The sequence below is a fragment of the Streptomyces endophyticus genome (assembly GCF_035798155.1).
Classification (GTDB): domain Bacteria; phylum Actinomycetota; class Actinomycetes; order Streptomycetales; family Streptomycetaceae; genus Streptomyces; species Streptomyces endophyticus.
Genome location: NZ_JAOZYC010000098.1, coordinates 91,992 through 113,496 on the forward strand (window position 1 = coordinate 91,992; position 21,505 = coordinate 113,496).

Annotated in this window: 18 protein-coding genes; 3 read left to right on the forward strand and 15 right to left on the reverse strand. The window is 71.6% G+C overall.

Annotation, left to right across the window (positions count from 1 at the left end; translation table 11 throughout):
- Positions 1 to 13: 13 nt before the first annotated feature.
- The 11 genes from OKJ99_RS14240 to OKJ99_RS14290 form a co-directional block, all read right to left on the reverse strand.
- Complete coding sequence (locus tag OKJ99_RS14240; RefSeq protein ID WP_326016458.1) at positions 14 to 1,987, reverse strand: ABC transporter permease; 1,974 nt, start codon at positions 1,985 to 1,987, stop codon at positions 14 to 16.
- Positions 1,987 to 3,177, reverse strand: coding sequence for a quaternary amine ABC transporter ATP-binding protein (locus OKJ99_RS14245; protein WP_326016459.1), 1,191 nt, complete (start codon positions 3,175 to 3,177; stop codon positions 1,987 to 1,989). Before OKJ99_RS14245 ends, OKJ99_RS14240 begins: the two co-directional genes overlap by 1 nt.
- A gap of 11 nt (positions 3,178 to 3,188) precedes the next feature.
- Positions 3,189 to 4,730 carry a GMC family oxidoreductase gene (locus OKJ99_RS14250; RefSeq protein ID WP_326016460.1) on the reverse strand — a complete coding sequence of 514 codons (1,542 nt, stop codon included), beginning with the start codon at positions 4,728 to 4,730 and terminating at the stop codon, positions 3,189 to 3,191.
- Between the two features lie 122 nt (positions 4,731 to 4,852).
- Complete coding sequence (locus tag OKJ99_RS14255) at positions 4,853 to 6,355, reverse strand: aldehyde dehydrogenase family protein (RefSeq protein ID WP_326016461.1); 1,503 nt, start codon at positions 6,353 to 6,355, stop codon at positions 4,853 to 4,855.
- Between the two features lie 210 nt (positions 6,356 to 6,565).
- Positions 6,566 to 7,369 carry a hypothetical protein gene (locus OKJ99_RS14260; protein ID WP_326016462.1) on the reverse strand — a complete coding sequence of 268 codons (804 nt, stop codon included), beginning with the start codon at positions 7,367 to 7,369 and terminating at the stop codon, positions 6,566 to 6,568.
- Positions 7,366 to 7,731: a hypothetical protein gene (locus OKJ99_RS14265; RefSeq protein ID WP_326016463.1), complete on the reverse strand. Its 366-nt coding sequence runs from the start codon at positions 7,729 to 7,731 to the stop codon at positions 7,366 to 7,368. Before OKJ99_RS14265 ends, OKJ99_RS14260 begins: the two co-directional genes overlap by 4 nt.
- On the reverse strand, positions 7,718 to 9,472 hold the full coding sequence (locus tag OKJ99_RS14270; protein ID WP_326016464.1) for a hypothetical protein: 1,755 nt from the start codon (positions 9,470 to 9,472) through the stop codon (positions 7,718 to 7,720). The genes OKJ99_RS14265 and OKJ99_RS14270 overlap by 14 nt, the downstream gene beginning before the upstream one ends.
- 195 nt (positions 9,473 to 9,667) lie before the next feature.
- A complete protein-coding gene (locus tag OKJ99_RS14275; protein ID WP_267069475.1) occupies positions 9,668 to 10,660 on the reverse strand; it encodes a malate dehydrogenase in 993 nt (330 codons plus the stop codon).
- Positions 10,661 to 10,937: 277 nt separating this feature from the next.
- The gene (locus OKJ99_RS14280; protein ID WP_326016465.1) at positions 10,938 to 11,954 is read right to left on the reverse strand and encodes a helix-turn-helix domain-containing protein; all 1,017 of its coding nucleotides are present in this window, start codon (positions 11,952 to 11,954) and stop codon (positions 10,938 to 10,940) included.
- A 287-nt stretch (positions 11,955 to 12,241) separates the two neighbouring features.
- Positions 12,242 to 12,670, reverse strand: a complete 429-nt coding sequence (locus OKJ99_RS14285) for a DUF3017 domain-containing protein (RefSeq protein WP_326016510.1) — start codon at positions 12,668 to 12,670, stop codon at positions 12,242 to 12,244.
- 19 nt (positions 12,671 to 12,689) lie between these two features.
- Complete coding sequence (locus OKJ99_RS14290; RefSeq protein ID WP_326016467.1) at positions 12,690 to 13,553, reverse strand: bifunctional methylenetetrahydrofolate dehydrogenase/methenyltetrahydrofolate cyclohydrolase; 864 nt, start codon at positions 13,551 to 13,553, stop codon at positions 12,690 to 12,692.
- Between the two features lie 230 nt (positions 13,554 to 13,783).
- Here OKJ99_RS14290 and OKJ99_RS14295 point away from each other — a divergent pair, with 230 nt between their 5' ends.
- Positions 13,784 to 14,458, forward strand: coding sequence for an RDD family protein (locus OKJ99_RS14295; RefSeq protein ID WP_326016469.1), 675 nt, complete (start codon positions 13,784 to 13,786; stop codon positions 14,456 to 14,458).
- A 67-nt stretch (positions 14,459 to 14,525) separates the two neighbouring features.
- Here the strand turns inward: OKJ99_RS14295 and purH are convergent, their stop codons facing one another.
- Together purH and purN are read right to left on the reverse strand one after the other, a co-directional pair.
- Positions 14,526 to 16,109 (reverse strand): bifunctional phosphoribosylaminoimidazolecarboxamide formyltransferase/IMP cyclohydrolase, encoded by a 1,584-nt coding sequence (gene purH / locus OKJ99_RS14300; RefSeq protein ID WP_326016471.1) that lies wholly within the window; start codon positions 16,107 to 16,109, stop codon positions 14,526 to 14,528.
- Entirely contained in the window at positions 16,106 to 16,726 is a 621-nt protein-coding gene (purN, locus tag OKJ99_RS14305) for a phosphoribosylglycinamide formyltransferase (RefSeq protein WP_407700692.1), read from the reverse strand. Before purN ends, purH begins: the two co-directional genes overlap by 4 nt.
- A 289-nt stretch (positions 16,727 to 17,015) precedes the next feature.
- Here purN and OKJ99_RS14310 point away from each other — a divergent pair, with 289 nt between their 5' ends.
- Positions 17,016 to 17,795: a hypothetical protein gene (locus OKJ99_RS14310; protein WP_326016475.1), complete on the forward strand. Its 780-nt coding sequence runs from the start codon at positions 17,016 to 17,018 to the stop codon at positions 17,793 to 17,795.
- Between the two features lie 42 nt (positions 17,796 to 17,837).
- Here the strand turns inward: OKJ99_RS14310 and OKJ99_RS14315 are convergent, their stop codons facing one another.
- Complete coding sequence (locus tag OKJ99_RS14315; protein WP_326016477.1) at positions 17,838 to 19,226, reverse strand: cell division protein PerM; 1,389 nt, start codon at positions 19,224 to 19,226, stop codon at positions 17,838 to 17,840.
- Between the two features lie 122 nt (positions 19,227 to 19,348).
- Here OKJ99_RS14315 and OKJ99_RS14320 point away from each other — a divergent pair, with 122 nt between their 5' ends.
- Positions 19,349 to 20,539, forward strand: coding sequence for a helix-turn-helix domain-containing protein (locus OKJ99_RS14320; protein ID WP_326016479.1), 1,191 nt, complete (start codon positions 19,349 to 19,351; stop codon positions 20,537 to 20,539).
- A gap of 72 nt (positions 20,540 to 20,611) precedes the next feature.
- Here the strand turns inward: OKJ99_RS14320 and sucD are convergent, their stop codons facing one another.
- A complete protein-coding gene (sucD, locus tag OKJ99_RS14325; RefSeq protein WP_326016481.1) occupies positions 20,612 to 21,493 on the reverse strand; it encodes a succinate--CoA ligase subunit alpha in 882 nt (293 codons plus the stop codon).
- Between the last annotated feature and the right edge of the window lie 12 nt (positions 21,494 to 21,505).

Consider the following 21,505-nt stretch of genomic DNA (forward strand, 5'->3'; position numbering starts at 1 on the left):
GTGAATACGCATGTCACGCCCCCTTTCCCGCGGTGTCGCGGCGTTGCGTCGGCTGCGTCACCCGGTCCAGCATCAGGCCCAGGCAGACGATCGCGGCGCCCGCGACGAGGCCCGTGGCGAGGTCGCCCTGGGCGATGCCGAACACGACGTCGTAGCCGAGCGCGCCACCGCCGACCAGGCCGCCGATGATGACGACGGCGAGGACCAGGACGATGCCCTGGTTGATGGCGAGCAGCAACGCCGGGCGGGCGAGCGGGAGTTGGACCTGGCGCAGCTGCTGCGTCGTGGTCGCGCCCATGGAGCGGGACGCCTCCATCGCGGCCGGGTCCACCTGTCGTAGACCCTGCGTGGTGATGCGGACGACGGCGGGCAGCGCGTAGACGACGGCCGCGGCGACGGCCGGGGCGCGGCCGACGGCGAAGAGCGCGACGACCGGGATCAGGTACACGAACTGCGGCATCGTCTGGAAGACGTCGAGGACGGGACGGAGCAGCCGTTCGAAGCGTTCGCTGCGGGCCGCCGCGATGCCGATCGCGAAGCCGAGGACCAGGGTGACCAGGACCGCCGCGATGACCTGGGACAGCGTGTCCAACGACGGCTTCCACACGCCCAGTACGCCGACCCCGGCCATGGCGAGGACCGCGGTGAGCGCGGTGCGCCAGGTGCCGATCAGCCAGGAGAGCGCGGCGACGATCAGCAGCACCGACCACCAGGGCAGCCAGGTGAGGCCGTCGCGCACCGGGTTGAGGATCCCCGTGGTGAAGTGCGCGGCCCAGTCGGCGGTGCCGCCGATGTACGGGACGCCGGAGTACAGGTGGTCCGTCATCCAGTCGACCGCGTCGTTGACGGGCGCGGCGATGTTCAGGGTCCAGGCGTCGGGCCAGTCGAGGCGGTCGGTGAGGTGGCCCACGACCGCGACCACGCCGGTGCCGACGACGACGGCGAGGACGTCCCACTTCCAGTGCACGTCGGACGTGTCGTGGGAGCCCATCCGCGCCCCGGCCGCGGCCGTGACCCGGTCGAGGACGACGGCGAGCAGCACGATCGGGATGCCGGCCGCGAGCGCGGCGCCGACGTCGACGGAGGCGAGCGCCTGGTAGACGCGGTCGCCGAGGCCGCCCGCACCGATCACGGAGGCGATGACGGCCATGGAGAGGCCCATCATGATCGTCTGGTTGAGGCCGAGGAGGAGTTCCTTGCGGGCCAGCGGCAGACGGGCGGAGAAGAGGCGCTGGCGGGCCGTGGCACCGAGCGAGGTGACGGCCTCCATCACGCCGCCGTCCGCTGAGCGCAGGCCGAGCGCGGTGAGGCGGGCCATCGGCGGGGCGGCGTAGACGACCGTGGCGAGCACGGCGGCCGGGACGCCCATGCCGAAGACGAGGACGACCGGGAGCAGGTACGCGTACGCGGGCAGCACCTGCATGGTGTCGAGGACCGGGCGCAGGGCCCGGTACATGGTGTCGCTCAGGCCCGCGGCGAGGCCGAGGGCGGCGCCGAGGACCACCGAGGCGAGCACGGCGATCACCATCAGCGCGAGCGTCTGCATGGTGGGGACCCACATGCCGAGGGCGCCGCAGGCCAGGAACGCGACGACCGCGGACGCGGCGAGGCGCCAGCCGGCCACGCGCCAGGCGATCAGGCCCGCCGCCGCGGTGACGCCTGCCCAGCCCGCTGCCAGCAGGACCAGGTAGACGGCGCGTACGGAGATGACCACGGCGTTGCTGATGTAGCCGAAGAAGTACAGGAACAGCGGGTCGCTGTCCCGGTTGTCGATCACCCAGTCCGTGGCGTTGCCGAGGGGTTCGGTGAGGTTGACGGTGAGGGCGTGCGGCCAGGTCCCGCTGGACCACTTGGCGTGGGCCAGGGGGATGAGGACCGCGGCGACGACGGCGAGCAGGACGATCTTCCCCAGGGCGCGGTTGCGCCACAGGGGGTGGGGCCGGTCACCCGAGCTTTTGGCCGGGCCGGCCGTTACGGCGGCAGCCATCAGCCGTTCCCCTCGTCACCCTCGGGCTTCTCAAGCCCCGCCGGCGATTCCGCCTTTTCAAGCCCCTGCGGCGATTGAGCAGCGGGGTCCGGGGCGGAGCCCCGAGTCGTAGGACCGGCTCCCGCCCCAGGACTCACACCGGCCACCACCCCCAGCAACCGCTCATGATCGACGACCCCGACACACTCCCCGTCCTCCACCACCCTGACCGCGAACCCGCTGGAAGCAACCGCCTCGATCGCCTCCGAAACCGTCGCGTCGGGCGCGATCGACGGACCACGGTCCGCCTCGTCCGCGTCGGCGGGCCGCATGGCCCTGCGTACCGTCATGACCTGCTCGCGCGGCACGTCACGGACGAACTCGCGGACGTAGTCGTCGGCGGGCGCGCCCACGATCTCCTCGGGCGTGCCGAGCTGGACGACGCGGCCGTCGCGCATCAGGGCGATCCGGTCGCCGAGCCGCAGCGCCTCGGTGAGGTCGTGGGTGATGAAGACCATCGTGCGGCCCTCCTCGCGGTGCAGGCGCACGACCTCCTCCTGCATGTCCCGCCGGATCAGCGGGTCCAGCGCGCTGAACGGCTCGTCGAAGAGGAGGACTTCGGGGTCGACCGCCAGCGCACGCGCCAGGCCGACGCGCTGCTGCTGACCGCCGGACAGCTGCCCGGGGCGGCGCTGCTCAAGGCCGTCGAGCCCGACCTTGGCGACGACCTCCATGGCCTTCGCGCGGCGCTCGGCGCGGCCCATGCCCTGGATCTCCAGGCCGTACGCGACGTTGTCGAGAACGGTGCGGTGCGGGAGGAGGCCGAAGTGCTGGAAGACCATCGCGGCGCGGTGCCGACGCAGTTCGCGCAGGCGGGACTTGTCCATGGCCAGGACGTCCTCGCCGTCGATCTCCAGCTCCCCCGACGTCGGCTCGATGAGCCGGGTCAGGCAGCGTACGAGGGTCGACTTGCCGGAGCCAGACAGGCCCATGACAACGAAGACTTCGCCCCGCTTGACGTCGAACGACACATCGCGCACGGCGGCCGTGCAGCCGGTCTTCGCCCGCAGTTCGGCGGCGCTCAGGTCCGCCAACTCGGTCTGATCCGGCACGCGTTCGGCCTTCGGGCCGAACACCTTCCACAGATTGCGTACGGCGAACACGGACTCGGACCCGGAATCGGTCCGCTTCTCAGCGTTCGCAGAAGACATGGTCGTGCTCATCACGCATCACCACCCAGCAGTTCGGCGCACTTCTCCCCGACCATGAGCACCCCGATCATCGGGTTCACCGCGGGCATCGTCGGGAAGACGGACGCGTCGGCGATACGGATGGACTGCAGCCCGCGGACCTTCAACTGGGGGTCTACCACGGCGAGTTCATCGTCCGCAGCACCGATGCGGCAAGTTCCCGCGGGGTGGTAGACGGTGTGCGCGACCTTGCGCGCGTACTCGCTGAGCGCCTCGTCGTCCGTGACGTCGGGGCCGGGGCAGACCTCGCGCTTGAGCCAGCCGGCCAGCGGCTCGGTCTTCGCGATCTCGCGGGCGATCTTGATGCCGTCGACGAGGGTCTTGCCGTCGTAGTCGTCCTCGTCCGTGAAGTAACGGAAGTCGAGGGCCGGCTTGACCTCGGGGTCCGCGCTGGTCAGGTAGACACGGCCGCGGCTCTTCGGCTTGGGGATGTTCGGCGTCATGGACACCCCGTGCTCCGGCTGCTCGTAGCCGAGGCGCTCCGGGTTGTCCGTGAACGGGATTTGGTAGAAGTGGAACATCAGGTCGGGCCCGGCCGCTGCCGGGTCCCGCTGGATGAACAGACCCGCGTCGCTGTCCATGGCGCTGTTCTCGGGGATCGGCCCGTTCGTCTCCCAGACGATGACCGACTCCGGGTGGTCGAGCAGGTTCTCGCCCACGCCCGGCAGGTCGTGCAGGACCGGGATGCCCAGGGCCTCCAGGTCGGCCTTCGGGCCGATGCCGGAGTGCATCAGCAGGCGCGGCGTGTCGACGGCTCCGGCGCACACGAGGACCTCGGTGCGCGCGGATATGAGCTTCTCCACGCCGTCCTTGCCGCGCACGCGCACGCCGCGCGCGGTCAGCCCCTCGTCCGTGGCGTCGAACTCCAGCTTGTACGCCCAGGTCTCCAGGAGCAGCGTGAGGTTGGGGCGGTCACCGGCCTCCATGTGCGGGTGGAGGTAGGCCACCGACGCGCTGGAGCGCTTGTTGTTCTCGGGGTGGTACGACAGGTCGAAGAAGCCGACGCCGTCCTTGAACGGGCCCTTGTTGAAGCCCTCGACGCGCGGCACGCCCGTCGCGGCCTGCGCGGCCTCGACGAAGTCGCTCGCGATCGCGTTCCGGTCCTTCGCGTCGACCGGGACGATGTTGTTGCGCAGCTTGCCGAAGTACGGGTCCATCGCCTTGTGGTCCCAGCCCTCGGCGCCCGCGGCCGCCCACTCGTCCCAGTCGCCGGGCAGCGGCTTGAACGAGATGAGCGTGTTGTGCGACGAGCAGCCGCCCAGCACCTTGGCGCGGCTGTGCAGGATGTGCGAGTTGCCGCGCGGCTGCTCGGTGGTGGTGTAGCCGTAGTCCAGGTCACCACCGAGCAGGCCGAGCCAGCGGCGCAGCGTCAGGACGTCGTCGCGGTCGATGTCGCTGGGTCCGCCTTCGATGACGGCGACGGTGACGTCCGGGTTCTCGGTGAGGCGGGAGGCGATCACCGATCCCGCGGTGCCGCCACCGACGATGACGTAGTCGTAGGTGTTTTCAGACATTGCTCTGCTCAACTCCAAGAAATCCAGCCCCGCCGGCGCTTGAGGCGCGGGGTCCGGGGCAGGGCCCCGAGGCGTTCACAACGCTTACGTGTACGGGCGCGAGGCCCAGGAGGACGAGGCCGTCAGCCCGCGAACCACCGGACGGGCTTCGGCGCCAGGTTCTGGTACACGTGCTTGCTCTCGCGGTACTCGGCGAGCCCGGCGGGACCCAGCTCGCGTCCCACGCCGCTCTTGCCGAATCCGCCCCACTCGGCCTGCGGGAGGTAGGGGTGGAAGTCGTTGATCCAGACGGTGCCGTGGCGCAGCCGGCGCGCCATGCGACGGGCACGACCCGCGTCGGTGGTCCACACGCCGCCCGCGAGGCCGTACTCGGTGTCGTTGGCGAGCTCGACGGCCTCGTCCTCGGTGCGGAACGTCTCGACGGTGAGGATCGGACCGAAGGTCTCCTCGCGGACGACGCGCATCTCGCGGTGGCACTGGTCGAGGACGGTCGGCTCGTAGAAGTAGCCGGTGGCGGGCCGGACCTCGGAGGCCGCGGGGCGCTTGCCGCCGCAGCGCAGCACGGCGCCCTCGGCGAGCGCGGAGGCGACGTAGCCCTCGGTCTTGTCGCGCTGGGGCTCGCTGACGAGCGGGCCGCACTCGACGTCGTCCTCGGTGCCGCGGCCGAGGCGGATCTTCTCGGCGCGGCGGGTGAGTTCGGCGACGAAGCGCTCGCGCACGGACTCCTCGATGATGAGCCGGGAGCCGGCGGAGCAGACCTGGCCGCTGTGGATGAAGGCGGCGTTGAGCGCCTGGTCGACGGCGGTGTCGAAGTCCTCGTCCGTCTCGCACGCGTCGGCGAAGACGACGTTCGGGTTCTTGCCGCCGAGTTCGAGGGCGACCTTCTTGACGGAGCCGGCCGCGGCCTGCGCGACCTTGGTGCCGCTGGCCAGGCCGCCGGTGAAGGAGACGAGGTCGACGTCGGGGTGGTCGGCGAATCGGGCGCCGACGGTGGCACCGGGGCCCGTCACGATGTTGGCGACGCCCTGCGGCAGCCCGGCCTCGACCAGCAGCTCGATCAGCACGACCGTCGTCAGCGGCGTGATCTCGCTCGGCTTGATGACGAAGGTGTTGCCCGCGGCGAGCGCCGGGGCGACCTTCCAACTCGCCTGGAGGAGCGGGTAGTTCCACGGCGTGATCATGGAGCAGACGCCGACGGGCTCGTGCACGACGACGCTGTGGATGTCGTCGGACCCGGCGTCGACGACGCGGCCCGCGCCCTCGCCGATGACGAGATCGGCGAAGTAGCGGAAGGCATCGGCGACGCAGTCGACGTCGACGCGGCCCTCCTCGACGGTCTTGCCCGCGTCCCGGCTCTCCAGGAGGCCGATCTTCTCCCGGTCCCGGACGAGGAGGTCGGCGACGCGACGCAGCAGCGCGGCGCGCTCGGCGACGGGCGTCGTCGGCCACGGGCCCTCGTCGAAGGCCTTGCGGGCGGCGGCGATCGCGGCGTCCGCGTCCTCGGTGCCGCCCTCGGCGATCACGGCGAACGGCTTGGCATCCGCAGGGTCGAGGATCTCGCGCGTGGCCCCTGCTGCGGCCTCGCGCCACTCTCCGTCGACATGGATGGTGTTCTGTACTGACACGACCTGCTTCGCCTTCCGTTCCGGGAATGTCCCCCGAGCACCGCAAACGCCCTTTCGGCGCTCTCTACGGTGACGTCGGAAGCCCCTGCCCCGACGTATGGCAAGCATGCTCTTATGGAGACGAAAGTGCGCTGTGTCACGACACTGCGTGAGTGCGGGCGGCGACGCTGCGTGAGAGCAGGGCGCGCCGCCCGCGTCCTGACCGTCCCGTCACTCTTGCGCGAACCGCGACAGCGCGGTGGCGAGCCGGTCCCGCTGCTCGGGCCACTCGGACTCCGGGCCCGCGACGAGCACCGCGTACTGCGTGCCGTCCTGCGTGGTGAACGAGAAGTCGACCACCTTTCTGCGCGCGCCCAGCTTCTCGCTGTCGTACGCGTAGACGAGCTCGGCCGCGTCGTCGGTGACCGTCTCCGTGGCCCCCTCGGGCGCCGAGGTCTCCTCCAGTGAGGTCTCCTCGTATCCGTCCTCCGCGAGACTCTTCGAAAGGCTCTCGGACGCGACCCGGAGCGATTCGAGCGGTGTGGTGTCCGGCTCCGTGATGGTGAAGACCTGGATGAGCGAGGACTCGTCGGGGGACGTGTAGAACACCCCCTGCTTGCTCTCGCTGCGGTCCCAGTCCTCGGGCACCGCGAGCGCGAAGCCCGCCTCGTCCGCCACCTGCCGGTAGCCGGCGGGAAGCTCGTCGGTCGGCGAGGGAGTGGGCTCCGGGGCCGAGCTGGTGGGCGCCGCGGTCGACCCGGTCGGCTTGGGATCCGGCTGCGGGTCGTCCCCGCGGCCGAGCAGCACCACCGTCGTCGCGACGGCGGCGCCGAGCACGGCCGCGCCCAGCAGCACGAGGACGATGCGCCGGGTCCGGCCGGGCGACGGTGGGGGCGGCCCCTGCTCCTCGGGGCCAGGCCAGGGCGTCGGCGGGGCGAACTCCGGCCGCGGCGGGGGCGGCGACGACACCGCCCCTGCCCCCGTGCCCGCCTCCTCCCAGCGCTGGGTCTCCTCGTTCCAGTGGCGTCCGCTCATCTCATGTTCCCCAGCATCGCGGCCACCGTGCCGGCCGACGCGAGCAGCGAGACGACCGCCTGCGAGTCGCCGAGCAGCGCGCGCAGCCGCTCGATCCGGCTCGCCGGGGCGCTGCCGGTACGGGTGATCTCGCCCTCCGTCTCGGCGAGCTCGGCGTCGAGGGTGCGCAGCTGCCCGTCCTCGTCCCGCAGCCGGGGCAGGTCCGCGCGCAGCGCACGCACCGCCTCCAGCAGCTCCCGCATCGCCTCGTCGTCCTGCGGCGCGCTGTGCGTGTGGCTCTCCGCGTGGGCGTGGCTGCCGATGGCGAAGGTGCTGCCGTGGACGTCACCGATGGTGACCGAGGGCTCGTCACTCGCTGCCATGGTCATCGGATCCCTTCTCGTTCGGGGTGCCGTCGGCCGCTCCCGACGTCGCGCGGGCGTGCGAGCCGACGGCGAAGGTGGAGTCCTCGACGCGGTCGATGTTCACGCCGCCACTGCTGATGTTCACGATCTTCTGGACGAACTCGCCGGTCTGGTAACCGGATTCGGCGAGCGCGTGGAGCACGCCGTTGGCGATGCGGTCCTGGATCGACTTGAGGTAGCGCTCGACATCCATCTGCTGGAACAGCGAGCCGGGGCCCTCCGAGCCGAGCTCACGCACCGACACGGCGGGGCCGTCCGGCAGCGCGCCGCCGTGCCCGCCGGTGAGCACGCGCCAGCCGTAGCCGGCCCAGCGGCCGATGGTGACGAGGGAGCGCACGGGGGAACCCGCCACCCGCGCGAAGGCCCAGGCGGCCTTGCCGAGCGGGTTGTTGTGGCGGAACTGGTGGGCGGCGCGGTCCGCGTTCTGGAACGGCTCCCGCACCGGGGCGAGGACGTGCGGCGCGATCTCCAGCATCAGCATCCGGCCCTGGGTGTGGACGCGGACGAAGACGGTGACGACCAGCTCCTCCTCCCAGCCGCCGACCCGGATCCGCAGGAAGTGCCGGCGCTTCTCCGCGCCCTCCTCGACGGACCGGGCCCGGTGCTCCTCGAAGGCCTCCGGCCGGTAGGGGGCGTCCTCCCGGTGCAGGAGGCCCTCGGCGGGCAGGAAGACGCACTCGTCGATCTCCAGCCAGCGCAGCCGGTCGCGCACGGTGGTGCCCGCGAACTCGGCGGGCAGCCGCAGCTGTTCGAGCAGCGGCCTGACCTGCTCCAGGATCTTCCGGTTGTTGAGCGGCTGCTGCTTCTTCATCCGGTCGGGCCGCAGCTCGACGGCGAGGGTCCAGGTGTCGACCGGTTCGCCCGCCCCGCAGAACGGGCGGATCGCGTGGTACATGATCAGCGGGGCGTGCTGCTCGACCCTGATCCGCCGCTTCACGCGCTGGAAGCGGGCCCCCTCGGCGCTCTCCGCGGGGTCGGCGGTCGCGTCCCCGAACCGCGCCTCGGACAGCTCGGCGCCGAGCGCGCGGGCGAACTGGCTGCGCTGGGCGCCCACGCACCCGGCGATCAGGGCGAGCAGGAGCAGCGTGAGCCAGCCGTGCAGGGCGTCACCGGAACCGGTCCCCTGGGGGACCATCCAGCTCAGGCCGTCGGGCAGGCCGTCGCTGACGCCCGAGCGGATCTCGTAGGAGGTGCTGTCGTAGTCGTCCTCGCCGCCGCCGGTGACCATGGCCACGGTGGAGATCAGCAGCATCGCCAGCAGGATCCGCCCCCACCAGCGCACGTACCAGGCGACCACCTTGCGGTAGATCGGCTGCTTGCCGGGCCCGCGGATCCAGACGCCGAGCGCGAGCAGCGCGGACGGCAGCAGGAACGCGAGGATCCAGTAGTCGGTCAGCGGCAGGCCCACCACCCACAGGCCGAGCACGGCCCAGGACCAGGCCACTTCGATGCGCCGGGCGCGTAACGCGTGCGCGAGGACGCGGGCCGCGTCGAAGCCGAGCGAGGGGGCCGCGATGCGCTGCTCGTGCAGATGCAGCTGCTCGATGACCCGGTCCCGGTAGCCCTGGTCGAGATAGGCGCCGGCGCAGAGCAGCCGGGTGGCCTCGCTGGCGTGCGGCGGTTTCGCCGACGGGGGCGGCCCCACCGCCCCGACGTCGGCCTCGGATGACGACTGCTGCGGTACATAGGCGGTGCTCACACCACTCCCCCGATGCCATCGATGATGACTGTTCGAACTGCCCGTGCTCGTGCGGCAGTTGATGAGGGAGAAGCATAGGACGTCGCGGTGACATCCAGAACTGGATACTCCGCATGGTCTGTGGTGGGACCACAGAAAAGCGGCTGCCCCTCGGACGTCGAGATGTCCGAGGGGCAGCCGCCCAGAGTGTGTGGATCAGATGAGGCCGAGGCCGCGCACGGCCTCGCGCTCGTCCACGAGCTCCTGCACGGACGCGTCGATGCGCGTGCGCGAGAACTCGTTGATCTCCAGGCCCTGGACGATCTCGTACTTGCCGTCCTTCGTGGTGACGGGGAAGGACGAGATGATGCCCTCCGGCACGCCGTACGAGCCGTCCGACGGGATACCCATGGAGGTCCAGTTGCCCTCGGCCGTGCCGTTGACCCACGTGTGGACGTGGTCGATCGCGGCGTTGGCGGCGGAGGCGGCCGAGGACGCGCCACGGGCCTCGATGATCGCGGCACCGCGCTTGGCGACGGTCGGGATGAAGTCCTCGGCCAGCCACTTCTCGTCGTTGCCGATGGCCTCGATGGCGGGCTTGCCGGCGACCGTGGCCTGGAAGATGTCCGGGTACTGGGTCGCCGAGTGGTTGCCCCAGATCGTCAGGCGCTGGATGTCGGCGACCGTGGCGCCCGACTTCTTCGCGAGCTGGGTCAGCGCGCGGTTGTGGTCGAGGCGGGTCATCGCGGTGAAGCGCTCGGCCGGTACGTCCGGGGCGGCGGCCTGGGCGATCAGCGCATTGGTGTTCGCCGGGTTGCCGACGACGAGGATCTTGACGTCGTCCGCGGCGTTGTCGTTGATGGCCTTGCCCTGCGGCTTGAAGATGCCGCCGTTGGCCTCAAGGAGGTCACCGCGCTCCATGCCCTTCGTACGCGGGCGGGCGCCGACGAGGAGGCCGACGTTGGTGCCGTCGAAGGCGACGTTCGGGTCGTCGGTGATCTCGATGCCCTGGAGCAGCGGGAAGGCGCAGTCGTCGAGCTCCATGGCGGTGCCCTCGGCGGCCTTGAGCGCCGGGGTGATCTCCAGGAGACGCAGCTTGACCGGCACGTCCGCGCCGAGCAGCTGGCCGGAGGCGATGCGGAAGAGCAGTGCGTAGCCGATCTGGCCGGCGGCGCCGGTGACGGTGACGTTCACGGGAGTGCGGGTCATGGCGTTCTCCGTAGGACAGCAGGTCATTTGATCGATCTCTTGGTATCAAGAGATCCGTTCGTCAGGCTATCGCGCCCGGCCCGCACGGGAACCACAGGTCCATGTGGATCGCCCCACAGCCCACTCACCCGTGCACACGGTCCGAACACAGAGACGGCCGCCGAGCCCGGGAGAGAAAGGCTCAGGCGGCCGCCAGTGGGGGTGCTACTGCGCCATCCCGTGGGGGTAGTGGTGCGCCTTCCCCGAAGTGGCGCTCCCATGCCCCGTCCGTGCGGAGCTACTTGGTGCAGCCCTTCTGCCCGCTCACGAGCGTCGCGCACGCCTTGACGTCGGCGGCCGCGTCCACGGCCATCATCGGCGTGTACGCGTCCGTGTCCGCGGAGCTGACCGTGCCCTTCTTCGAGGACGCGGCGCCCTTCTGCAACCGCACGACGTCCCCGGGCGCCGCCCCCTGGATCCGGCCCCACGCCGCCTTGCACGTCTTGCTGTAGCGGACCTGGACGGTGACGGTGCCGATCACGGCCTCCGTCGAGTTCTGGGCGAGGGCGCCGCCGCAGTTCATGACCTCCGGGTCCTTGCCGCCGCAGCCCGCGCCCACGCATTTGACGCCCTCGGGCAGCTGGGGCGCGCTCGCGCTCGGCGAGGGCGACTTCCCGGCCTCGGCCCCGCCGCCCCCCTTCCCGTCGAGCACGAAGAAGCCGATGGCGATGATCAGGATCGCGCCCAGGGCTCCGGCCCCGAACATCAGCAGCCGTCGCCTGCCGCCCCCGCCGCCCGGCACCGCGCCCCGCGGGGGCTCCTGCGGCGACAGCACGGGAGCGGGCCCGAACTGGTCCACGCTCGGCGCCGTCGCCTGCGGCGGCACCGTCGGGCCCTGCACCCGGGCCTGCTTGGCCGGTCTGGTCTGTTTGGCCGGCTTGGCGGGTTTGGTCTGCGTGGCCTGTGCGGGCCCCCCGAACTCGCCCAGCGCGGCCCGCGCCTGGGATATCCGGATGGCCTCCATGGTCATGTCGTGGCGCATCTCGGAACGGCTCCACGCGCGCTCCGCGAGCTCCCACATCGTCGTCAGATGAACGGGATTGGTGCCGGTCACCTCGGCGAGCGCGACGATGGCGCCCTTCGGCGCGAGCAGCCGCCCGTTCAGGTACCGCTCCCACGACGTCTTGCTGTACCCGGTACGGTCCGCGAGCGCGGCGATCCCGAGGCCGCTACGGTCCACTAGCCGGCGCAGCTGTCCGGCGAACTCCCTGACCTGTGGGTCGAGTTCATCCGGAAGCGCCTTCCAACGAGGCATATCGCCCTTCCCCCTATTCCCCCCGCGAGCCCTGTCCCCCCGCGCCGCGCATCGCGCTTCGGCCCCCACTGGCTACCCATTGGGATGCGGGAAACCAGGATGGCAGTTCCCGGTCCGGGGGCGTATGGGGTCATTCGACAGCGTGCACCGGGCCCTGCGTGCGGAAAACCCCGAGAACGTGCCGGAGATCACCACAAAAGGAGGCGGGGCCTCCAATGTGGAGGCCCCGCCTGTCACTTGGGGTCGTCAGTGGCTCACCGACGGCTCATCGAGCGCTCATCGACGGCTCATCGCACCGTGAAGTGCAGGGTGTCCTGAAGAAACGGAATCTGCAGCCACGGGTCGGGCTGCGCCATCATCGCCAGCAGCACGATGACGATGCCGAGGCCCGCGCACGTGATCATGTCGGTGAAGCGCGAACGCACGGCCAGCATCCCGACGTCCGGCAGCAGCCAGCGCAGCACGGCCCCGCCGAGCAGCGCGACGCCCACCAGGATCGTGCCGACGCGGAAAAGACCGAAGGTGGTCAGCAGCAGCCCGAGAGCGGTCACGGAGAGAACGGCGATGATCGGCCACTGACGGGCGGGCGCGGGCGCGTCCCCGCCGGCGGCCCGGCCGCCGCCCTCCGGGCGCGCGGTGTCGCGCGTGAAGAGCGGGAAGCGCCGGCTGCCGAACTTCTTCGGGGCCTGGGAGGCATCTTCGGGCGCGGCGCCCATCTCCGCGCTCCCGGCCGCCTCAGCCGACACCGTGCGCGTCCCGTTCGGCGGCCTCGACCACGTTCACGAGGAGCTGGGCACGGGTCATCGGTCCCACGCCGCCCGGGTTCGGCGAGATCCAGCCGGCCACCTCGGTGACGCCGGGGTGCACATCGCCGACGATCTTGCCGTTCTCGTCGCGCGAGACACCGACGTCCAGCACGGCGGCGCCCGGCTTGATGTCCTCGGGCTTGATCAGGTGCGGCACGCCCGCGGCGGCCACGACGATGTCGGCCCGCTTGAGGTGCGCGGACAGGTCACGGGTGCCGGTGTGGCACTGCGTCACCGTGGCGTTCTCGGACTTGCGGGTGAGCAGCAGCGGCATCGGCCGGCCGATGGTGACGCCACGGCCGACGACGACGACCTCCGCGCCCTTGATCTCCACGCCGTGCTTCCTGAGCAGCGTGATGATGCCGTACGGGGTGCAGGGCAGCGGCGCCGGCTCGTTCAGGACGAGGCGGCCGAGGTTCATGGGGTGCAGGCCGTCGGCGTCCTTGTCCGGGTCCATCAGCTCCAGGACGCGGTTCTCGTCGATGCCCTTGGGCAGCGGCAGCTGGACGATGTAGCCGGTGCAGGTCGGGTCCTCGTTGAGCTCGCGGACGACGGCCTCGATCTCCTCCTGCGTGGCCGTCGCGGGCAGCTGGCGCTGGATCGACGCGATGCCGACCTGCGCGCAGTCACGGTGCTTTCCTGCCACGTACTTCTGGCTTCCGGGGTCCTCCCCTACGAGGATCGTGCCGAGCCCCGGCGTGACCCCCTTCTCCTTCAGCGCCGCCACGCGGGCGGTCAGATCGGACTTGATCGCGGCTGCGGTGGCCTTGCCATCGAGAATCTGGGCGGTCATGCCGCCATTGTTTCAGGGCGGCGGTGATTCACCCAAGTTGCACTTGCACAACGGCCTGGGGAGCCCACTGGACAGGAGGGTGTCCGGTTTACGAGCATGATCCCCGCAGTGTGCCGCGGGCAGCGGCAGGGGGGAAGATCCGCTCAGGCGGCCGCATCACCGCGCACGACCGTTCCATTCCTCCGCAGGTCCGCGTCGTCCCCGATCGCCAGCACCGGAGGAATCCCGCCATGAGTTTCGGCGACCAGAACAACCCCTACGGACAACAGCAGCCGCCGCAGAACAACCCGTACGGCCAGCAGGCCCCCCAGGGCGTCCCGCCGCAGAACTACGGCTACCCGCAGCAGCCGCCCGGCCAGCCGTACGCGCAGCAGCAGCAGTACGGCGGCTACCCGCAGCAGCCCGCGGGCCCGGCCGGTGTGCCGCCGCTCGCGTCGATGGGCCGCCGCTTCGGCGCGCGCCTGATCGACGGGCTCATCTTCTTCGTGGTCTACGCGATCTTCCTCGGGACGAAGATCGGTGACCTGATGGACGCCGTCAACGCCTGCTCCTCGACGGACAGCACCTGCGTGAACGACGCGGTGACGGACTGGTACTCCGACGTCCTGCCCGTCATTGCCGTGTTCATGGTGCTCGTGCTGCTCTACGAGGTCCTGATGATCGGCCTCGTCGGCGGCACGCTCGGCAAGCTGGCGGTCGGCATCCGCGTCCTGAAGCTGGAGACCGGTGCGAAGCCGGGCGTCGGCGCGGGCTTCCTGCGCTGGGTGATCCCGATGGTCGGCGGGCTCTTCTGCGGCATCGGCGCGCTGCTCGTCTACCTGTCCCCGTTCTGGGACGGCAACAAGCGCAACCAGGGCTGGCACGACAAGGTCGCGGGCACGGTCGTCGTGAACGTGAAGGGCTGACGCCGGGCGGACGGACAATGAGGCGGGGCCCCGTACGCACGCGTACGGGGCCCCGCCTCTTCGTGGATCAGTGGAAGAAGTGGCGCGTGCCCGTGAAGTACATCGTCACGCCCGCCTTCTTCGCGGCCTCGACGACCAGCTCGTCACGGACCGAACCGCCCGGCTGGACCACGGCCTTGACGCCCGCGGCCGTCAGGATCTCCAGGCCGTCCGGGAACGGGAAGAACGCGTCGGAGGCGGCGTACGAGCCGCGCGCCCGCTCCTCGCCCGCCCGCTCGACGGCGAGCTTCGCGGAGTCCACGCGGTTGACCTGGCCCATGCCGACGCCGACGGAGGCGCCGTCCTTGGCGAGCAGGATCGCGTTGGACTTGACCGCGCGGCTCGCCTTCCAGGCGAACGCCAGCTCGGCCAGCTCGCCCTCGGACAGCGCGTCGCCGGTGGCGAGGGTCCAGGAGGCCGGGTTGTCACCGTCGGCCTGGAGGCGGTCGGTGACCTGGAGCAGCGCGCCGCCGTCGATCTGCTTCGTCTCGACCTTGGCGGACGGCCCGTTCGGGGCGCGCAGCACGCGGATGTTCTTCTTCTTGGTGAGGGCTTCGAGGGCGCCGTCCTCGTAGTCGGGCGCGACGATGACCTCGGTGAAGATCTCGGCGACCTGCTCGGCCATCTCCTTGGTGACCGGGCGGTTCACGGCGATGACGCCGCCGAACGCCGACAGCGGGTCACAGGCGTGGGCCTTGCGGTGCGCCTCGGCGACATTCGAGGAGACCGCGATGCCGCACGGGTTGGCGTGCTTGATGATCGCGACGCAGGGGTCCTCGTGGTCGTACGCGGCACGGCGCGCGGCGTCCGTGTCCGTGAAGTTGTTGTACGACATCTCCTTGCCGTGCAGCTGCTCGGCCTCGGCGAGGCCGCCCGTGCCGTCGACGTAGAGGGCCGCGCCCTGGTGCGGGTTCTCGCCGTAGCGCAGGACGTTCTTGCGCTCGTACGTCGCGCCGATGAAGTCGGGGAAGCCGGAGTCGTCCGCGGCGGCATAGTCGTCGGCGAACCAGGAGGCCACAGCCACGTCGTACGACGCCGTGTGCTGGAACGCCTCGGCGGCGAGGCGCTTGCGGGTCGCGAGGTCGAAGCCACCGTCCTTGACGGCCGCGAGGACACCCGCGTACCGCTCGGGGCTCGTGACGATCGCGACCGACGGGTGGTTCTTGGCGGCGGCGCGAACCATCGAGGGGCCGCCGATGTCGATCTGCTCGACGCACTCGTCCGGGGTGGCGCCCGAGGCGACGGTCTCCCGGAACGGGTACAGGTTCACGATCACCAGGTCGAACGGCTTCACTCCGAGGTCGGCGAGCTGCTTCTGGTGGTCCTCCAGGCGCAGGTCGGCGAGGATCCCGGCGTGCACCTTCGGGTGCAGGGTCTTCACGCGGCCGTCGAGACACTCGGGGAACCCGGTGAGCTCCTCGACCTTGGTGACCGGCACCCCGGCGCCGGCGATCTTCCCAGCGGTGGAGCCGGTGGACACCAGCTCGACGCCCGCCTCGTGGAGCCCGCGCGCGAGCTCTTCCAGACCGGTCTTGTCATAGACGCTGACGAGCGCCCGGCGGATGGGTCGCTTGTTGCTTCCGGCGGTTCCGGCGCTGTTTTCCGCGGTCACGGGGTGACTACCTTTCGTCCCTCAATGCTGAAGCCGTTACGGGCGAGCCGCCCCACGACATCGACGAGCAGCGTGCGCTCGACTTCCTTGATGCGCTCGTGCAGAGCGCTTTCGTCGTCCTCGTCCCGGATCTCGACCACGCCCTGGGCGATGATCGGTCCGGTGTCGACGCCGTCGTCGACGAAGTGAACGGTGCATCCGGTGACCTTGGCGCCGTACGCGAGCGCGTCCCGCACACCGTGCGCACCGGGAAAACTGGGCAGCAGGGCCGGGTGCGTGTTCACGAACCGCCCGCCGAAGTGGGCGAGGAACTCCTTGCCCACGATCTTCATGAACCCCGCGGAGACCACCAGGTCCGGCTCGTACGCGGCCGTGGCCTCGGCGAGCGCGCGGTCCCACTCCTCGCGGGTGGCGTGGTCCTTCACGCGGCACACGAACGTGGGCAGACCCGCGCGCTCGGCGCGCTCCAGTCCGACGATGCCCGTCCGGTCGGCGCCGACGGCCACGATCTCGGCGCCGTACGCATCGGCTCCCCGCGCCGCGATCTCATCGAGGAGTGCCTGCAGATTCGTTCCTGATCCGGAGACCAGCACGACGAGGCGCTTGGCCTTGGCCACGAGGGGGCCCTTTCTAGGGGAGCTACGTTGAGCGGTCGGCTTGTGCGGCCGCATCTTTGTGCGTTCGCATGAACGCTTCGCCTCCCCCGATACGGGAATCCTACGAAGCGGCCGACCGGCAGCAACGATACCGGCACAGCCGACAGCCCCCACGGGACGGGGGCCGGGCCTACAGGTAGCGTCGGCGGAACGGAACGCTGAGCGACGATCGGACGTTGACGTGAAGAACGCCACGCCCGGCCGCGCCAGCGGCCCCGTGACCGACGACCTAGGGGAAGACGCACATCTGATGCCGGACCGAAGCCTTCGCCTCACGCTGCCCACCGGCGCCGTCCTGCCGCGCGAAGGCCGACCCACGCCGCCGTCGCCGTCCAAGGAGTCGGACGACTCCAGGGACAGCAATCCGTTCGCGCCGCCGGCCGAGGACGCGCCCGACCGGCCGTGGCAGCCGCGCCACCCCGAGGGCCCGGACTCCGACTCGGGCTCCGGTTCCGATTCCGGACAGGGCAGCGCGCCCTGGGGCGGCCAGTGGAGCGACCGCCAGCCGGGCCGCGCCCAGGGCGGCCGCTTCGGCGACCGGCCGGGCAACGGCGGGGGCGGCGGCCCCGAGGGGCAGAACGGCGGGCAGGGCCCCGGCCCCGGCGGCATGCGCTGGGACCCGACGGACCCGGCCCAGCGCCGCGCGCGCTTCGCGCTGCTCTCCGGCATGTGGGGCTTCTTCTTCGCCCTGTTCAGCTGGCCGTACGTGGCCCTGCTGCTCGGCGTGCTCGCCCTGTACTGGGGCGTCAGCGCGCTGCGCATGAAGCCGCGCCCCGCGGACCCGGACGCCCCGGCCCCCACGACGCCCCGCCCCGCGGGCTCCGAGGCCACGCGCCCGCAGACGACAGCTGCGATCAGCGGCCTGGTCACGGGTGCGCTCGCGCTCGCGATGGTGGCGTCGCTGTTCACGGCGAAGCTTGTGTACAGCGACTATTACGAGTGCCGGGCGGATGCGTTGACCAGCGCGGCGCAGAAGTCCTGCGAGGACCTTCTGCCGAAGGAGCTGCGGCCCCTCCTCGGCGAGCGCTGATCCGGGGTCGAGCTCGCGGGGCTCCGTCCCGGACCCCGCTGCTCAATCGCCGGAGGGGCTTGAACTACCCCCGGAAATACCCCCGGACGGGCTTGGTGTGGTGGGTTCGTCGTCGAAGAAGTCGTAGAGGGCGAAGGACTCGTCCTTCTGCGCCGGTGGCGCCGGGGGCTCCGGCGCCGTCTCAGGGTCGGGCTCGGGCTCGGTGGCCCGGTCCGCACGGGTTCGCCACCACCACACCGCCGACCCCACCGGCACCCCCACCGCACAGACCCACCCCGCGGCCACCGCCCCGGTCACCCACCCCACAGGGCCGAACTCCGCGAGCGCCGACCGGCCGAGGGCCCCACCGGCCGCCCCCGCCAGGCACCCCATCACCACCCCGCACAGCGCCCCGGCCACGGCCACCGCTCCCGCGATCCGCCGCCACGACCACCCCGCGCCCGCCGCCACGACGAACCCCGCCACGACCACTCCCGCCACCACGGGCACCGCCCCCACGGCCCACGTGAGCGGCGACCCGTCCCCGGCCTTCGGCACCGCCACGAGCAGCGGGAACGCGGGCAGCATCGCCGCCCCTGAGCTGCCCAGCGGCCCCACGGTGTGCCCGACCCCGAGCACGACCCCGGGACCGAGCGCGTACGCGGCCCCCCAGATCGCGGCGTTCGGCACGAGCCCCGCGCAGAGCAGCAGCACCGCGAGCCGCCCCGACCAGGCCCCCGTGAGCTGCAGGAACGACTCCCGCACCGCTTCCCCGTGCCACACGAGCATCCCGGCCACCAGCAGCGCCCCGCCCGCGACCAGCGCGAGCACCCCAGCCACCGCCGCCCGCACGGCGACCGGCGCCACCTCCCGTACGAACCCCTCCGGGAGCAGTCCCGACAGCGGCCCCGGCAGCGGCCCGTACGGTCGTCCGTGCGCCGTCCACACCCCGGACCCGGCCGCGGCCACCGCGAGCACGACCAGATGCGCCACGCAGCTCACCCACGAGGGGCGCAGCTCGCCGCCCGCGCAGTAGTACACCGCGGCGGCCGCCACCGACAGATAGCCGAGCGCCACCCCGGCCCAGACGCCCGCCACGGACTCGGACTCCTCCGCCGCGTCCCGCGCCGCCCGGTGCACAAGCCACACCGGCAGCGCGACCAGCAGCAGCGGACCGACTCCCAGCGGGACGGGCACCCCGGACAGGGTGTCCGTTCTGATCACTTCGGCGCCGTGCGCCAGGAGCCACAGCGCGGCGGCGGTGTGCAGCGCGCCGCTGGGCCCGCTGTCGGGGAACGGCGAGCTGATCCACAGCACCATCACGAGCACGGCGCACGCGCCGAGCCCGAGCCCCGCAGCGAGGGCACCCCGCAGCGCACCCCCGACGGGTCCCGGGGCCCGTTCCCGCAGCCGGGTCAGGAGCAGGGGCAACGACAGTCCAAGGCCGGTCATTTGGGTCACATGACCATGCTCCCAACGACACGCCCTTACCTCGCGCAACAGGCGAAGCCCGGATGTGTCGCACAAGATACGTTTATGTTCTTTTTCGCGCGAAAGGGTGTGTGGAGTTCACGATGACGCAGGGCGCTGCCACCCCACTGCCGCCGCCCAAGGAGCGCCGCAGGCTCCGCGAGGCCGGTTCGCTCTCCCGGGACGAGGTCGCCGAGCGGGTCGGCGTGACACGCGAAACCGTCCGCCGCTGGGAAGCCGGCCGTACCACTCCAAAGGGCCAGAAGCGGGAGGCGTACGCGCGCCTCCTGGCGGAGCTGACCGACGCGGAGGAGCCGTCCCCGACGACGGCACCCATGGCGACGGCACCGACCACGACGGCACCGACGACGGCTCGGCCGGTCCCGGAGGCCGCCGCGATACAGGAACCCGCGCCGCCGACGGCCGCGGCCACCGCCACGGCCGTGGCGGAGCAGGAGCCCGCCCCCGCGCCGGAACCCGTCGCGGCGGCAACCCGCGCCGGTACCGCCGCCGAGGCCTTCGACGCGCTCTACACGCACGCCGCGCCGTTCCTCGTCCGGCAGACCTATCTGCTCACCGGGCGCAGGATCCTCGCCCGTGAGGCCGTCGAGCGCGCCTTCCAGCAGGCCTGGCAGAACTGGCCCGAGGTGGCGGTCGACCCGGATCCGGCGGGCTGGGTGCGCGCGGCGGCGTACGAGTACGCGATGTCACCGTGGCACGGCCTGCGCCCCGGCAAGCGCCAGCCGGAGGCACCGCCCGCCACCCCGGAGGACCGCGAGCTGCTCGGCGCCCTCCTCGACCTGCCCCCCGTCTACCGGCGCACGCTGCTGCTGTACGACGGGGTGGGCCTGGATCTGCCGGAGACCGCCGCGGAGACGGAGGCCAGCACGCCGGCCGCCGCCAACCGCATCCTGCACGCCCGTGAGGCGGTCGCCCGGCGGCTGCCCGATCTCGCGGTCCCCGAGCAGCTGCACCAGCGGCTCACGGAGCTGGCGGGCTCGGAGAAGCTGGACGCGCCCGTGTCCACGGTGGTGCGCAGCGGCGGCGAGCGGCGCACCCGCCTCTGGACGCGGGCGGCCGTCGCGTTCACGGTCTTCATCATCGGCGCGACGGCGCTGACCGTGCGGGTGGCGCCCACGCACTACGAGCCGGTCCCGGCACCGGGCTCGCCGATCGCCGGCGTGCCGCCGCTGACCGGTCCCGAACCGCTGACGCCCGCGGACCTGGAGCTGCGCAAGGAGCTGCGGGACCGGCTGAGCGGCGGGCCCGAGCGGCTCACACCGAGAACCGAATAGCGCGCGTGGCGCAACGCCAGTGGGCCCGCACCGTCACCGGTGCGGGCCCACTGCTGTGCGGAGTGCGGCTGGTTACGAGAGGATCTCGCGCGCCAGCTTGGCCGTCTCGGTCGGCGTCTTGCCGACCTTGACGCCGGCGGCCTCAAGGGCCTCCTTCTTCGCCTGCGCGGTGCCGGAGGAGCCGGAGACGATGGCGCCGGCGTGGCCCATGGTCTTGCCCTCGGGCGCCGTGAAGCCGGCGACGTAGCCGACGACCGGCTTCGTCACGTTGGCCTTGATGTAGTCGGCCGCGCGCTCCTCGGCGTCGCCGCCGATCTCGCCGATCATGACGATGAGGTCGGTCTCGGGGTCGGCCTCGAACGCGGCGAGCGCGTCGATGTGCGTCGTGCCGATGACCGGGTCGCCACCGATGCCGACGGCGGACGAGAAGCCGATGTCACGGAGCTCGTACATCATCTGGTACGTCAGCGTGCCGGACTTCGAGACGAGGCCGATACGGCCCGGCTTCGTGATGTCGCCCGGGATGATGCCGGCGTTCGACTGGCCCGGCGTGATGAGGCCGGGGCAGTTCGGGCCGATGATGCGGGTCTTGTCGCCCTGCGACTTCGCGTACGCGTAGAACGCGGCGGAGTCGTGGACGGCGATGCCCTCGGTGATGACCACGGCGAGCGGGATCTCGGCGTCGATGGCCTCGACCACGGCGGCCTTGGAGAAGGCCGGCGGGACGAAGAGCACGGACACGTTGGCGCCCGTCTTCTCGATCGCCTCGGCGACCGTGCCGAAGACCGGGACCTCGTTGCCGTCGAAGTCGACGGACGTGCCGGCCTTGCGCGGGTTCACACCGCCGACGATGTTCGTGCCGTCGGCGAGCATGAGCTTGGTGTGCTTCATGCCCGTGGCACCGGTCATGCCCTGGACGATGACCTTGCTGTCCTTGTTGAGGAAGATAGCCATGGCTGTTTAGTC

What these genes read in the sequence shown, in the direction of transcription:
- OKJ99_RS14285 (WP_326016510.1), bottom strand. Translation starts at nt 12,670, where the DNA reads ATGGGCGCCGCGCCCGAAGATGCCTCCCAGGCCCCGAAGAAGTTCGGC.
- OKJ99_RS14265 (WP_326016463.1), bottom strand. Translation starts at nt 7,731, where the DNA reads ATGGCAGCGAGTGACGAGCCCTCGGTCACCATCGGTGACGTCCACGGC.
- OKJ99_RS14315 (WP_326016477.1), bottom strand. Translation starts at nt 19,226, where the DNA reads ATGACCGGCCTTGGACTGTCGTTGCCCCTGCTCCTGACCCGGCTGCGG.
- OKJ99_RS14320 (WP_326016479.1), top strand. Translation starts at nt 19,349, where the DNA reads ATGACGCAGGGCGCTGCCACCCCACTGCCGCCGCCCAAGGAGCGCCGC.
- OKJ99_RS14260 (WP_326016462.1), bottom strand. Translation starts at nt 7,369, where the DNA reads ATGAGCGGACGCCACTGGAACGAGGAGACCCAGCGCTGGGAGGAGGCG.
- OKJ99_RS14275 (WP_267069475.1), bottom strand. Translation starts at nt 10,660, where the DNA reads ATGACCCGCACTCCCGTGAACGTCACCGTCACCGGCGCCGCCGGCCAG.
- OKJ99_RS14245 (WP_326016459.1), bottom strand. Translation starts at nt 3,177, where the DNA reads ATGTCTTCTGCGAACGCTGAGAAGCGGACCGATTCCGGGTCCGAGTCC.
- sucD (WP_326016481.1), bottom strand. Translation starts at nt 21,493, where the DNA reads ATGGCTATCTTCCTCAACAAGGACAGCAAGGTCATCGTCCAGGGCATG.
- OKJ99_RS14240 (WP_326016458.1), bottom strand. Translation starts at nt 1,987, where the DNA reads ATGGCTGCCGCCGTAACGGCCGGCCCGGCCAAAAGCTCGGGTGACCGG.
- OKJ99_RS14250 (WP_326016460.1), bottom strand. Translation starts at nt 4,730, where the DNA reads ATGTCTGAAAACACCTACGACTACGTCATCGTCGGTGGCGGCACCGCG.
- OKJ99_RS14295 (WP_326016469.1), top strand. Translation starts at nt 13,784, where the DNA reads ATGAGTTTCGGCGACCAGAACAACCCCTACGGACAACAGCAGCCGCCG.
- OKJ99_RS14290 (WP_326016467.1), bottom strand. Translation starts at nt 13,553, where the DNA reads ATGACCGCCCAGATTCTCGATGGCAAGGCCACCGCAGCCGCGATCAAG.
- OKJ99_RS14280 (WP_326016465.1), bottom strand. Translation starts at nt 11,954, where the DNA reads ATGCCTCGTTGGAAGGCGCTTCCGGATGAACTCGACCCACAGGTCAGG.
- OKJ99_RS14310 (WP_326016475.1), top strand. Translation starts at nt 17,016, where the DNA reads ATGCCGGACCGAAGCCTTCGCCTCACGCTGCCCACCGGCGCCGTCCTG.